This window comes from Mycoplasmopsis agassizii, from assembly GCF_002276225.1.
Lineage (GTDB): Bacteria > Bacillota_I > Bacilli_A > Mycoplasmatales > Metamycoplasmataceae > Mycoplasmopsis_B > Mycoplasmopsis_B agassizii_A.
Map to the genome: position 1 here is coordinate 27,638 of NZ_NQNY01000012.1, position 14,076 is coordinate 41,713.

11 protein-coding genes are annotated in these 14,076 nt (G+C 29.2%); all 11 read right to left on the reverse strand.

Features of this window, described 5'->3' with window-relative positions; all coding sequences use genetic code 4:
* Positions 1-268: 268 nt before the first annotated feature.
* Positions 269-733, reverse strand: a complete 465-nt coding sequence (locus tag CJJ23_RS03625; protein ID WP_095335002.1) for a hypothetical protein — start codon at positions 731-733, stop codon at positions 269-271.
* On the reverse strand, positions 706-2,994 hold the full coding sequence (locus tag CJJ23_RS05305; RefSeq protein ID WP_095335003.1) for an ATP-binding cassette domain-containing protein: 2,289 nt from the start codon (positions 2,992-2,994) through the stop codon (positions 706-708). Before CJJ23_RS05305 ends, CJJ23_RS03625 begins: the two co-directional genes overlap by 28 nt.
* Complete coding sequence (locus CJJ23_RS03635) at positions 2,994-4,223, reverse strand: ABC transporter ATP-binding protein (RefSeq protein ID WP_095335004.1); 1,230 nt, start codon at positions 4,221-4,223, stop codon at positions 2,994-2,996. The genes CJJ23_RS05305 and CJJ23_RS03635 overlap by 1 nt, the downstream gene beginning before the upstream one ends.
* The gene (locus CJJ23_RS03640) at positions 4,223-5,476 is read right to left on the reverse strand and encodes an ABC transporter permease (protein ID WP_180738028.1); all 1,254 of its coding nucleotides are present in this window, start codon (positions 5,474-5,476) and stop codon (positions 4,223-4,225) included. The genes CJJ23_RS03635 and CJJ23_RS03640 overlap by 1 nt, the downstream gene beginning before the upstream one ends.
* On the reverse strand, positions 5,466-6,524 hold the full coding sequence (locus CJJ23_RS03645) for an ABC transporter permease (RefSeq protein WP_095335006.1): 1,059 nt from the start codon (positions 6,522-6,524) through the stop codon (positions 5,466-5,468). The genes CJJ23_RS03640 and CJJ23_RS03645 overlap by 11 nt, the downstream gene beginning before the upstream one ends.
* Before the next feature lie 52 nt (positions 6,525-6,576).
* Positions 6,577-9,273, reverse strand: coding sequence for an OppA family ABC transporter substrate-binding lipoprotein (locus tag CJJ23_RS03650; protein WP_095335007.1), 2,697 nt, complete (start codon positions 9,271-9,273; stop codon positions 6,577-6,579).
* 183 nt (positions 9,274-9,456) lie between these two features.
* Positions 9,457-9,594 carry a hypothetical protein gene (locus CJJ23_RS05065; RefSeq protein WP_180738029.1) on the reverse strand — a complete coding sequence of 46 codons (138 nt, stop codon included), beginning with the start codon at positions 9,592-9,594 and terminating at the stop codon, positions 9,457-9,459.
* Between the two features lie 260 nt (positions 9,595-9,854).
* Complete coding sequence (locus CJJ23_RS03655) at positions 9,855-10,628, reverse strand: hypothetical protein (protein WP_095335008.1); 774 nt, start codon at positions 10,626-10,628, stop codon at positions 9,855-9,857.
* 465 nt (positions 10,629-11,093) lie between these two features.
* Complete coding sequence (locus CJJ23_RS03660; protein ID WP_095335009.1) at positions 11,094-12,656, reverse strand: lipoprotein 17-related variable surface protein; 1,563 nt, start codon at positions 12,654-12,656, stop codon at positions 11,094-11,096.
* 409 nt (positions 12,657-13,065) lie between these two features.
* Positions 13,066-13,314 carry a hypothetical protein gene (locus tag CJJ23_RS03665; RefSeq protein ID WP_095335010.1) on the reverse strand — a complete coding sequence of 83 codons (249 nt, stop codon included), beginning with the start codon at positions 13,312-13,314 and terminating at the stop codon, positions 13,066-13,068.
* Positions 13,315-13,567: 253 nt separating this feature from the next.
* The coding region (locus CJJ23_RS03670; protein WP_214608197.1) for a hypothetical protein at positions 13,568-14,076 on the reverse strand (509 nt) is incomplete at its 5' end.

Below are 14,076 nucleotides of genomic sequence, written 5' to 3' on the forward strand. Positions count from 1 at the left end.
AACTAAATGCACTTCTTTTAAAACATAATCAATCTTGCGAGCTTTTAAAATATTATGGATTTTGCTGATTGCAAAATCATCTTTTTTCTGTTTAATTTTGGAACTATTCTTTTTAGTCATATATTTAAATTATAACTAAAATGATTTGAATTTATTTCTAGAATTTAATAAATAATAAAAAATATGTACAATCTTTTTCTTCAATCAGAAAAAGTGGTACATATTTGTAATTTTAAAATAACTATTTTAATAATTTAACTAATTAATTCTAGGCAACATAATAAATAATTACGCCGATAATAATTCCTAAAATTGCTAATAAAATATTAATAACAAAAGTTGTGATTGAAGCATCTGAAGCAATTACATTTTGCTCACTTTGATGAATTTGTCTAAGTCATCAATTGTTAACTTGCTTTTGCTTTTTTTGCTCAAGTTGTTCTTTTGTGTATTTATTTTTTAAGTTAAATGGTCTCATTAAATTTTGGTATAAACCTGTTTTTAGCGAAATAATCATTAATAAATTAACTGCTAAGGAAACACCAAAAAGTGCCATAGTTATATTTGCTGGATTATTGTTTTGCCCTTGAACTAAAGAGGTAATTAAAATAATTAAAATAACTATTAGGTTTCAAACTATGATGGAAATTATTTTTCTTCAAGTTCAACTGGCAATAAATTTTCTTCAAAGTAGAGAAAATTTATTTAACTGCTTTTGCTTTTGCTTGTTCATTTTTTAAACTGCTCATCATTAGCATAAAGGTTATGATCCTGATTAATAAAATGCATTTTCGGCTTATTAGGATAAGCTTGTTCCATTAAATATTGCAAGGAGAAATTGCTTGCTTGAAACGGTATATTTGCATTTGATAATTTAGGAATTGAATCAAATAAATTAATTGTGTAAGGATGTAGTGGGTTATTATAGATTTCTCTAGTTTCACCTTCTTCAACGATTTTACCTAAATGCATTATATGAATCTTATCAGCGATATATTCAACCATTGATAAATCATGAGCAATAAAAATTAAAGCTATATTATTATTGCGACATAAGTCTTTTAATAGGTTAACTACTTGTGCTTGGATTGAAATATCTAAAGAAGCAATCGGCTCATCAGCGATAATAACTTTTGGATTTGAAATTAAAGCTCTAGCTATTACAATTCTTTGACGCTGTCCTCCTGAGAATTCATGAGGATAGCGGTAAGCAAATTGGCGCAATAACCCTACTTTTTCTAATGCGTTAAAAATTATTAATCTTAGTTCAATCTTTTTAACTAATCATTTTGATCAAGGTCTTTTGATCACGCCAAAAGTATGTTTTAGGTTTTGAAAATCTTTAGCTAATAATTTTTGTTCAATCACAAATGATTTAACATTGTCTTGGCGACTTTCAACTTTTGAACGATATGATTTAACTAAAGTTTTATAGTCAAAATCTTTTGTTTTTAATGGATTAGTTTTTAATCAAATAAAAAATTCTTTTAATTTTGCTTTAGCTTTATCTCTTAGAATTTTATCTTCTAAGTTAGCCTTTTTAAGATCTACTAAAATAACTGCTTGATTGTTTAAAACAATCGCTAGTTCTTTATCAAATTTTTCTTTAAAATTAGCAGTAATTTTGTCATAAATTTCTTGTGCTTTAGCTAAATTATTTTCTGCTTCACTTAAAGGATAACGTTCTGCAGAATTACCACTCATTTGTTTAATTTTTTCACTTAGTTGATCCATTTTTGACTTATGTTCAGCAATTTTTTTGTTTGCATTTTCTAAACGCTTGTCGCTTAATTTAGTGTATTTACTTAGATCAATTTGGAACTTAGTTTTAATTTGATTTTCAATGTCTTTGCGATCAAAAATCTTATCATTTGAAGTAATAGTTTTTAATAAACCTGCGTTATATGAATTAACTAATTCAATTAAATTTTCAATTTCTTGAGCAGGTAAAAAACTAATTTTACCATAAACTGATTTTAACTTTTTAATAGCAAGTTGATTGATCAACTGCTTTTTATAATTGTAATTATAAATAGCAGGATCGATTGCTTTTAAACGCCCAAATTTATAATATTTATAATCTTTTTGATATTCAATAATATAGTTTTTGAAAACGTTTTTTGCTCTTTGTTCATTTGATCTTTTAGTATGCAATAACTTTTTATGCTCAATTTTTAAGTCTTTTAATTCACGAGTTGCATTATATTTTTCAAGAGTAATTTTTTGTAGAATCTTAGCAACTTTTAAAGATCTTTTTGCATCTTTAAGTTGCTTTTCATCATCTTCTAAATCACTTGTGCGATATTCATGTTGGTGTCTTCTATATAAAGAATCTAGTTTTTCACTAACATCATAATAACGATTAATAACTTGATTACCAAAAGCTTGATCATCTTCATAAAAAACTAATAAAGCATTAAAAGCATCTTCATAAGTTTGAAAGTTATTAAAATTTAACTTCTCAAAATTACGATACTTTTCAAGTAACATGTTGGTAGTTTTTAAACGCATTTTCAAAATTGAATTTTCTGCTAAAGTAATTTCTTTTAAAAATGTATATTTAAAAGTTGACTTAACAAGATCTCAATCTTTAAAAAAGTCGGCATATTTTTCTTTTAAGATACCATTAACTACTAATGGTTCTTTTAAAATAGAAAAAACATTGTGTTGAGGATTTAATGAAGTATGAGGATCTTGGAAAATCATCTGCATATTCTTACGCATAAACTTATTAGTATTACGGTTAATTTTTTTACCTGAAATAACTTTACCATTTAACGTTACTAGTCCACTATAATCATCATAAAGTCTGATTAAACTGCGGCCTACTGTAGTTTTTCCTGACCCCGATTCACCTATTAGTCCTAAAATTTCTCCTTCTTTTAAAGAGAAAGAAACTTCATCAACTGCTCTAACAACGCCTGCTCCTGATGTGAAATATTTTTTAAGATTAGTAACTTTTAAAACTTCGTTTGGATTGTTCTTCAAATTCATTATTGAAATACCTTTTTTAGAACTTCTAACCTTTCTTTTAATTTTTCAGGAATATCAACTTGAGGTGCATCTGGATGTAATAATCAAGTTGCTGCATAATGTTTTGAAGCAACTTTAAATAATGGTGCTTCTTTTTTAAAATCAATTGCCATCGCATAATCATTACGTGGAGCAAAAGGATCACCAACATGTAAATTAGCCATGTCAGGTGGGGTACCTTTAATGTTATATAAAGATTTTTCTTTATCTTCAGGAATAGATTGTAATAGAGCTCATGTATAAGGATGTCTTGGATTTGTAAAAAGCACATTTTTAGGTGCTTTTTCCACAATACGCCCTGCATACATCACATAAATATAGTCACAGAACTTAGCAACAACTGAAATATTATGACTAATAAAAATAATTGAGATATTATAATCTTTTCTAATTTGTTCAAATAAAGCTAAAACTGAAGCTTGCACAGTTGGATCAAGTGCAGTTGTAGGCTCATCTGCAATAATTAATTTTGGTTTCATTGCCACAACCATTGCAATTACAATTCTTTGTTTTTGTCCACCACTTAAAGCATGTGGATAAGAATAAAATCTTTTTTCAGCATCTCTAATACCAAAAGATTTTAAAAGATTAATTAAATAATCTATTTTTTCTTTTTTAGTTTTAAAACTTTTATCATGCTTAATCGCATCTAATAATTGTTTACCTATTTTACGAGTAGGATTTAAACTAGTTAAAGGATCTTGAGGTATGTAACCAATTTGATGTCCTCTGATTTTACTTCATTGGCTATCTTTTTTAGTTTTTAATAAAGGTAGCATATCTAGTTTTGCTAAAGACATTTTTTTAGCTGAAACAATCGCACCTTCATTAATATTTAATAAAGATTTAGAACTAACTGATTTACCCGATCCTGATTCACCTACTAGTCCAACAATTTGTGCTTTATCAACTGAAATATCAACACCACGAATGATATTGATTAAACGGTTTCTTCCTTTTTTAAAACTAATTCATAAATCTTGTACATCTAGTAAAAGATTAGATTTAGTTGTTGCATCTTTTCAATTTAAGTTATCTTGTGGTTCACTAGAAACTACTTGCGGTGCTTCTGATTTTAGGTTTACTTGTGTAATTTTATTTAACTTTTGTTTTAATCCTGCTAATTTAGTTGTTTCTTTTTTTACTTTTGTTTGAGAAACTTGATCTTTATTTTGTTCTTGATTAACCATTATTTACTTCTTTCAAGACGTGGATCTAAAGCATCATGTAGACCTATAGCAACAAACTGAAGTGAAATAGTTACTGATAATAAGATTAACCCAGGAAAAACTAACACTCAAATATTATTACTATAATCGTTAATTGCTCGACTCAAAACATTTCCTAAATTTGGATCTGTAGGGTCATTTAAAAATCCTAAAAATGCTAGTGAAGAAATCAAGAAAATTGCTGATGGAATTCTAAGAACATATGAGTTAAATAATTTTCCTAAAATAGAAGGTAAGATATGGAAAATAATTAATCTCATTTTTGATGCACCTGCTGCTTGAGCAGCAACAACAAATTCTCTGTCTTTCATGATAATTGTTCAAAAACGAGCACCTGAAATAGGGTCAGCCCAGTTGATTAGTATTAATGATAAAGTTAACGACCAAATATTAGTACCCAACAATGAAACTAAAATAATGAAAAATACAATTTGAGGTAAAAGTTGAAAAATCTCAACAGTTCTTAAAAAGATTGTGTCAATTCATTTACCTACGTGGAACCCTAAATAAATACCTACAAATACTCCTATCATTGTTGTAACTGTTGAAACTAAAAAAGCAACTCCTAAAGATTGACCTGCCGCAATTCATGTACGAGTTCATACATCTAAACCATCTTTATTTGTGCCTAAAATTGAATTTAAATTATAAGCATTAACTGTTTGAAGTATGTTATTAAATTGTTCTGCATTAGGTGCAGTATTTGAATTTGCTAAAGTAAATGTTTCAACTGCATTAGATAAAAGTTGTAATCTTAAAACATCGTATGCATTATATGTTGCAAGTGTTTCACCTATAACATCTCCTGATCGAGATTCAGGCAAAGGGAAATTATAGTATTGATTATATAATTCATAAAGCCTATTTATACTTGTTAAATTTGTTGTAGATATTTGTCTGTCAACAATCATAGGATTTGATGCAGGGGGTAAACCGTTTGTGAAAAACTCAGAACTATTTGCAATAATTTTTTCTGTTGCTGAAAATGTCGAAACTAAAGGTGCAATAATAACAAACGCTAAAATTATTAATAAAAGAAAAAACATTGCAGAATAAAATGGGTTTTTAAAAAAACGTTTTAAAATTTCAATTGAATTTTTTTTAGGCTTACCTATTAATTCAGAAATTTTATTTTGTTCAATATCTATCTTCTGAAAATCAACAGCTGTTAGATTTCCTAACTTATATCTTCTATTAAATTCTTTATTGTCCATTAACAATTCCTTTCTCTTTTTTTGCATTATCTGATTCAAGTTTTCTTCGTTTAAATCATCAGTAAATAACTTTGAAAATATCGATGTTTGCTTTATTTGCAATTTTGATTCGTGGATCTAAGAATGTTAAGGAAATGTCGATTAAAATTGACATCCCTAAAGTGATTGCTCCATAGAAGGAAATTGTCCACATAATTAGATCTAATTCTCCTGATGGAAATGCCTGTATAAATGTTGTAGATGTTCCTGGAATATTGAAGAATCTTTCGATGATGAAAGAACCACCTAATAATCCCGTAAATGATGGAACAACAATTGCAAAGATTGGAATTGAAATATTTCTAAAAACATATTTGAAGAAAATTGCACTTTTCTTCATACCTTTTGCTTTAGCGATTAAGATGTAATTTGACCCTAAAACATCTACTGTAATATTTCTGGAAGCACCTGCATAACCTGCCATTGAAATAATAGAAATTAAAAGAATTGGCATTAAAAGTGCAGAAACTGCCCTTGAATCGAAGGTTGCTCACCTTGGATCTAACCTTATTTGAAGACCTAGTTTAAATGCTAGCAATAGGAAAAACGGCGCTAGTACAAAACTAGGCAATGATATAAAAATTTTGACAAACAAATTTATTAAAAAGTCAATAAATTTTCCTCTATGGTATGCAGCAATAATACCTAGAGAAGTCCCAAAAAATGCTGAGAAAATAAATGAAGGTAAAACAAACCTGATTGAATAAGGAAGTGGTTCAAAGAATAATTCCCTTACAGTTGTTGTTGATGAAGGGGTATACATTGACCCTAAATCTCCACTAAAAATATCTCCAAGTCAAATGAAGTACCTTTGAATTACAGGTTTATTAAAACCTGCTGCTTCGCGAAGATTTTTGATTTGCTCTTCAACACCTGCAGTTGATCCACGGTCTAACAAAGAAATAAAAGGGTCTCTACCATAGGTAGCAAGCAATAAATAAGATATAAATGTCAAAAGAAATAAAGAAAGCAGAGCTAACCCTGCTCTTTTTAAAAAGTAATTAATCATGGTTATTAAAAATTATAATTATTTTGTTTAATTTTTTTAAAAAAACACTTAATTAATTATCTAGGTTGACAGCCATATCTCTGAAAGCCTGATGTCCATCAATTTGAGTTGGTCTTCTTAAATATGCTTGTCTTAATCCGATTGTTGGTGTTGTTCCTTTTGATGCATATAAATGTCTTGCAACAACAGGACCAATTTGAGCTTGAAGGATAGTTAACTCACCTGCCAGTTTTATCAATTCATCAGTTGTTGCATCGTTTGCGTATCCTGCAACAAATTCAGCTAACTGTGCATGAAAATCTAATTTAGTTGAAATATCTTGAGTTTTATACCCTGATAAAACATCTTGTAATCTACCTCCATCATCACTTGGCATTGATGCTAATTGCTCAAAAGTTGTGTATTTTGCAGCAGTAAATGTTTGTCCTTCATCTGATGAAACGAAAGAAGGCAAAATGAATTTCTTATCAGTAATAGCTTTTTGTAATGCTTTACCAAATTTTGTAATTTCAGGAAACGGGTTTGGTTTTGTAGAATCAAGCAATGCATAATATGCAAGTGCAGGAACAAGTTCACTTTTATCAGAATGCATAAGACCACTTATACCACTTCCTATACCATCATAATCATAACCTCATCCTGTTGCTTCACTTTGTGATTTACCTTGAGTAACTGCAGGATAGAATTCTTCTGTATCTTTTGGTTCTAAATTTCAAGGTTCAAGTCTTGAATCTAGTGATTTTACCAATTCAATATATGCTTTGTTTGATGCAGTATCTTTAGCACCTGGATTTGTTCAAGGATATATAATTGCTCATTTAATTTTATCTGTACTTTGTAAGTTATTTGCTTGATAAAAATCATCCAACAATATTTTCATTTGTGCTTTAACAACATCATATGCATATGTTTTATATTGCTCATTCAATAGAGAACCTTGACTCGCTTTTGCTGTGTTTAATGTTGGTGTAATTGTATCAGATTGTTCACCACCTGAAGTAGATGTATTAAATTTGACAGAATTTAAATCCTTGTCAAATACTTTAGCAATATTTACTTGATCAGAGTGTTGTCTAATAGTATCTGTTGATTTTGCATTGATTAACCCATCAGGTGCAAATCTTGAAGTTCATGATGTATATTCATCACCTAACAATTCACCTACATTTTTCGCATAGTTTCATGCTGCTTGAAATAGAGTTCTAAATCTTAATCCTGTGCCATGGTAAAAAGTTTCAGTAGTTGACTTTGTACCTTTTACAAGTAGTTCTTCAGCAGTTGCTCCTCACATTAATTTTGCAAAGTTATCATTATAATATTTATATTCACCATTTGAAACTAGTTTATCAAAAGCTGCTTTAGCTTTTGCTTCATCTGTATCCAATTTTGAAGGTTGAACAACAGGCAAGGTTCGCATCAATAATGAAGTTCTTTGTTGAGGAACATTGTATTGACGTCACTCGACTTTAGCTTCTGCTTTTTCAGATTCTTTTAATGCTGTATAATCTGTTGCAGCAACGTCACCTGCTTTAAACAATAGAAAATTATCAGAAGCAAATGAATCTTTTTTCTCCACATATTTTTCTACATATTCATTAACAACATTTTTTGCATCAGCAAATGATTTAATTACAAAGTGTTTGTTTTTCTTGAAAATATTGGTTTGTGTAATGCTATTTCTACTATTCATGTAATATGGTCCTGCGTATAAATATTGTTTATAAATATCTAATTGCGACTTTCCAGGAATAAGTCCATATGAATAAATAGCCATTTCAGATGCAAGACCTGTCGGGCTAATACCTAAATCAGCATTTCACTTACTATAATTTTCTTTTATATATTCTGAAGGAGCTGCAGCCATAACTGAATTATTAACAAATGTTTTTAGAAACATATTAGCAAAATCTGCAGTTTCTTTTAAGGGGTTAAAAGTTAAATATTCAATATTTTCAACTTTTTCTATAAATGTATCTCTTTTAACTAAATTCGAAGAATCTACACCAAATAGAGAAAATAAATATTCATTAGGATAAGAATCTTGATCTTTAAAGCGTGTTGTAACACCATAATTATCAACTAGGTTTTTATCGATTTCTTTAGAACCACCATTTGTTCTTCTAAAATCAGAGCTTAGTAATTTGGTTCTAACGAATGAATATCAAAAATCATCAATTTTAACTTCGTATTTTGTTGCATTACCTTGTCAGTCAACTCATTTAATTCCTGATTTAACTGAAATTTGTAATTTTCTTGCAGTGCTTAAATCTCTCAAAAAGTTTGGATGATTAATTGATTTTGTATCAGCACTTGAAGCCATTACAGATGAAAAGTTGCCATTTTTAGCACCCTCGATTTCATGTTTGTCGTTATCATAAATTACTACAGATCCATCTGATTTAGTAACACGGATATCCTTAGCAATTGTAAGTTCTAAATGATTTTGTGTTACATTTGTAATTTCAAATTTACCTTCTGATAGATTTTTATAAGTTGCCTCACCTACACCTACTTGACTTATTAAATTAGCATTTAATAAGTTTTGTGTAGTTAGGTTTGAACCACCGTATGAAGCAGTATGCTCAGCAGTATATGGTATTGTTTCATATTTAGCCTGGCTATTAATTTCATACCTTGTTCTTGCATCGATTGTATCATCTTCATTTGAACAAGCAATTGCTGTTGAAACTAGAGCAGTAGCTACTGTTAATCCTGAAAATAAAAGTAAATTTCTTTTTAATTTTTTCATATTTTTCCTTTGTTTTGTATTTATTTAAAATTTATAAAATAAAACTAAAGTATTTGTTTAATACTTTAGTTAATTATAGTTTTATTATAAATCTAATCTATTTGGAAAATAGTTTAGATATTAGAGAATTATCTTAAAAAAATAACTGGATAAATCTTCTTAAATTATAACTAATTAAAGTAATTAACTTTGAAACATCTTGGCAGCTTCATAGTTGCTACTACGTTTAAATTTTGTTTCTAGGTTAAGTGCAAAATATTTATTGTTGTATTCAACAATAAATTTGGTTTCAGTAATCTTTGATTCAAATCTTGAAATCATTTTGCTACTTCCTTTTAGTTAGATTTTTTATAAATTTCTGCAATCATTATATAGAAAAATTTTTAAATCATTCAAAAATTTTACGATTTTTAAATTTTTAAGAACTCGCTTTTTTATAACTATACATAAGCAAATTTAGTCCATAAAAAAATTAACCCACTAAAAGAAGGTTAATTAAATATTTACTTAAATTAGTTATTAATTTAAGAAGCAATTTAGATTTTACTTGCAAAGTAAATTCTAAATTGATAAAACAATTGTTAATGAGAATTATTAATAATTGCTTTTAATAATAGCATTGTTGCTGATGCTACACCATTAATAAATGGTGATTTACCTTTATCACTTGTAAAGCGCACGGTTGCTGCACTATCGGGTGCAAAACCACGGGTATAACCTTCTGAACCATTTCTTCAATCATTTACTAAAGTAATAAATCATTGACTATCTTTATATCAAATAAAAGTACCTGATTTAGTTCCGTCAACCATGTTAAAGTGTCATGGTCTACCATTACCTACATTAGTATTTCCTGTATGGTTTTGTAATCCACCAATTACTAGCGTTTCACTATTAGCACCAATTCATGCAGTTGGTGCTTTTCCATTAGACAAAATAGTCATTAATTCAACTGGGTTTTCTGTTGAACCCTTAACGTCACTTAATTTAAATGGATAAATTAAGTTATAGAAGTTAATAGGTGTTGGCGAAGTTGACTTAATTTTATCTCCCATAGCGTTAGCAAAATTTAATAACTTGCGTTCATTATTAGCATTTATTCTAGCAAAAGGTCTAATAAAGTTTGCTCAACTAGTAAATGTATTACCTGTTGATAATTCATTAAATACTAGTGAGACAAAGTGATTATTAACATCTTTGGTATAAGCACCTTTAACTGTTAAAAATAGTGGTAAGAACCCTTCAAAATCAGTTCTAAAAGTAACATCTTTAGTTTGATTATGATCTTCAGTTCTTCTTAATGTTGCTTTAAATACTAAACTAGCAGATGTAGTGTTAATATCTCAGGTCAGCATTTTGCTAGTGTCTACAAATTCAACGCCAGTAGTTGCTGTTTTAATTTTAGTATCATCTGAAGCACTGTTATTTAATAAATTAAAAATATAAGTTGAATCAGATAATTGACCACTAGCTAGTTTTTGAAATTCTTTAGCTTCATCTAAAGTAAGATTTTCTTTAACTTTTCAAGCATTAATTTCTTTAGCAAGATCTTCTAAACTATGTACTTGTCTAAAGCCAGTTAAAGTAACATCTTTACCATCAACTTCATCAAGTACTTCAGTTGTAGTTCCATCTAGTTTAAAATACTCTGTTTTTTCATTATGTAAACGAGATAAGTAGAAGTTAACTACTAAAGTACCTGTTTCATCATTAACAGCATTTTCTACTTTTGCAACTCTTAGTTGTAAATCAAGTGCCTTAACTTTAGAGACACTAGTTTGTAAAACACTAAAGAAAGTTCTTACAGCTTCATCAAGATTTTATGATGCTTCTTTAGCACTTCTAGTTGAACTTACTTCAATAGTAGTACCTTGAGAATTATAAATTTCTTTAACAGCTTCAGCTGTTGTTTGTAAGTTAGTTACAGTTACTTCTTTATAAGCTTCTGTATCTTGTAAGACACCTTCTAATGAGTATCATTTTTCAGCTTTTTTAAGACCTACTTTAACTTTTAAAGTACCTGTATCATTATCAACAGATTCTAAAGTTAAAACTACTGTGGCACCTTCAACATCTGCAGGCGCAACTCATAAACTACCAACTGTAGTTTCTAAATTTTCTTGAGTAACGCTAGCAGGTAAGATAGTTGTTGCATTTTCTAATGCTTTAGTTTCAGTAACTGTTTCAAATCAGGCTTTAACTAAAGCAATTGTTGGATCAACTTGTTGTTGACCGCCTTGCCCTTGTCCTTGACCTGGGTTTTTTTCAGCCTCTTTAACTTTAAAGCCACTTAAGACAATATCTTTACCAGCACTTTCTTTTTTATCAACTTCGCCACCTTCAACGTTAAATAATTTAGTATCAGTTTCAGCTAAAACAACTTTAACTGTTAAAGTACCATCACTATCTTTAGCACCTTCAGCAACTAATAATAGTGAAACAGTTAGCCCTTCAGGAGCAGCAGGTGCTTTACTTACAAAGCCATTAAGCACATCCTGAGTCACTGCGCTAGGTAATGTTTGTGCAACTGTAGTATCAGTTAATGCTAATGATTCAGGTAGTGATTTATAGTAAGCAACTGCTTTTTCAGCATTAGTTTGAGCAGTATTTTTAAAGCCACTAACTGTAACAACTTTAGCTACAACTGCTTGCTCATTAGCAGCAGTTGCTCCATCAGAGTTATATCAAGTTGTACCTTTTGATAAAGATACATTAACTTTTAAACTTCCGTTGACATCTTCAGAAGAATCTGCCACTAGTTTAACATGACTAGTAAATCCAGTAGGCACAACTGGCAATGATGTTTTTAAGTTTTCTGCTTTAAATTCAGTTACAGCACTAGGAAGTTGATCCTTAACAGCATCTGCTGCTGTATTAGTAGCAGGCACTGAATCGTATCATTCTTTTGCTAATTCAGCTTCAGTTTTAGGTGTAGTTGTAGCACCAGGAGCAACAAATTTAACTGTTATGTTAGCATCAGCATTAGCTTCAGGTTGCATAAAAGAAATTTTGATTTTTAAAACTGTTTGGTTTTTGGTTGTATCAGGAACTGCACCATTATTGTTTACAAATGTTGCTTGACCAATTGCGCTTCTAAATGCTGTTGCTGAAGTAGTGTCTAAAATTTTGTATAAATCATCAAAACTTTTTACTGCTGCTACAGCATTATTCATTTCTGTTAGTGTTGCATAAGTGTTTTTAGCACTTAAACTAGCATCTTGAACAGCTTTTGCTATTGAACCTACGGCAACTTTTCTAGTGTCTAAAAGACTGTTATTAGGTGGAGTTGGTGTTTGTGAACACGCAATCGCCGAAGAAACAGCAATAGTTCCAGCCACTAGAGTTGTCATAAATAAAATAGACTTTTTATTTAATTTTTTCATTAAATCCCCTTAATTGAAATTACGTAAAAATAGATAACTTTTAATACCGTTATTAATAAATTAATAAGGTCAGCAATTATTTTTACGTGCAAAATATAGCACTTTGTCAAAAAATTCGGGAATAAAAACACTTTTTGTAATTTTTTTAATTTCTGAATTATTTTTAATTATTATGTTGATTGATGAAATTAAAACTACTTTTTCAGAGCTAGTTTTAACAGATGGTTAAACAAAGTAGCAGAACAATTATTTATTAAATTATTAATAAACCTAGATTATCTTGCTTTTTTAATAGTCAAAGCTATTTTTTAGTAGATAAAAAAATGAACTTTTTTAAAAAAACTCATACAAAATAGATTAGTTTAAGATTTCAACAATTAAATTTTTATTAACCTTGTAGTTGTAACTTTTAATTTTTATCCTTTTCAATAAGTTCTAAAAGCATATCAAGTTTTTCATTAGTTTCCTTGTTTTGTTTTTCAACTTTGTCAAGTTTTTCATTCATTTCCGCGCGAAATTTTCCATTATCCTCTTTATTTTCATTTCTTACTTGTTGAATTTCAGTACTAATTTTAGCGTTGTCAGCTTTAAATTCAGCACTTAATATTCTTACTGCTTCTTTAATTTGCTCAATTGTTCATTGTTGTCATCATTGCAATCCTTGACCATTACCTCCACCAGGACCTGCGGTGGATCGATTATAGGTAAAAACTGCTTTGGTGTGCCTTCGGCACTATATTCAAAAAGTATTTTTCCGTCTTGATCAACTTCTGTTACTTTGTTTTTAACTTCTTGTAAGTCATAACCTTTATCCAGTTGGTCTATGAATTTATTTTCTTATTTATCCATATCTTTTTTATTATTGCATAGAAAAGAGCAAACAATAAAGTTTGCTCTTGCCTTTATAACTTTTACTTTTTATTCTTCTTAATAAGTTCTAAAAGCATATCAAGTTTTTCATTAGTTTCCTTGTTTTGTTTTTCAACTTTGTCAAGTCTTGAATTAGTTTCTGCATTCTGTTTTTCAACTTTGTCAAGTCTTTCATTCATTTCAGTGCGAAGTTTTTCATTATCATCTTTGTTTTCATTCCTTACTTGTTTAATTTCAGATCGAAGTTTTTCATTATCCTCTTTATTTTCATTTCTTACTTGTTGAATTTCAGTACGAATTTTAGCATTGTCAGCTTTAAATTCAGCACGTAATATTCCTACTGCTTCTTTAATTTGCTCAATTGTTCATTGTTGTCATCATTGCAATCCTTGACCATTACCTCCACCAGGACCTGGTGGAGGATCAATTACAGGCAAAAACTGTTTTGGTGTGCCTTCGGCACTATATTCAAAAAGTATTTTACCGTATTTATCAACTTCAGTTACTTGGTTTTTGACTTCTTGTAACTCATAACCTTTATCCAGTTGTT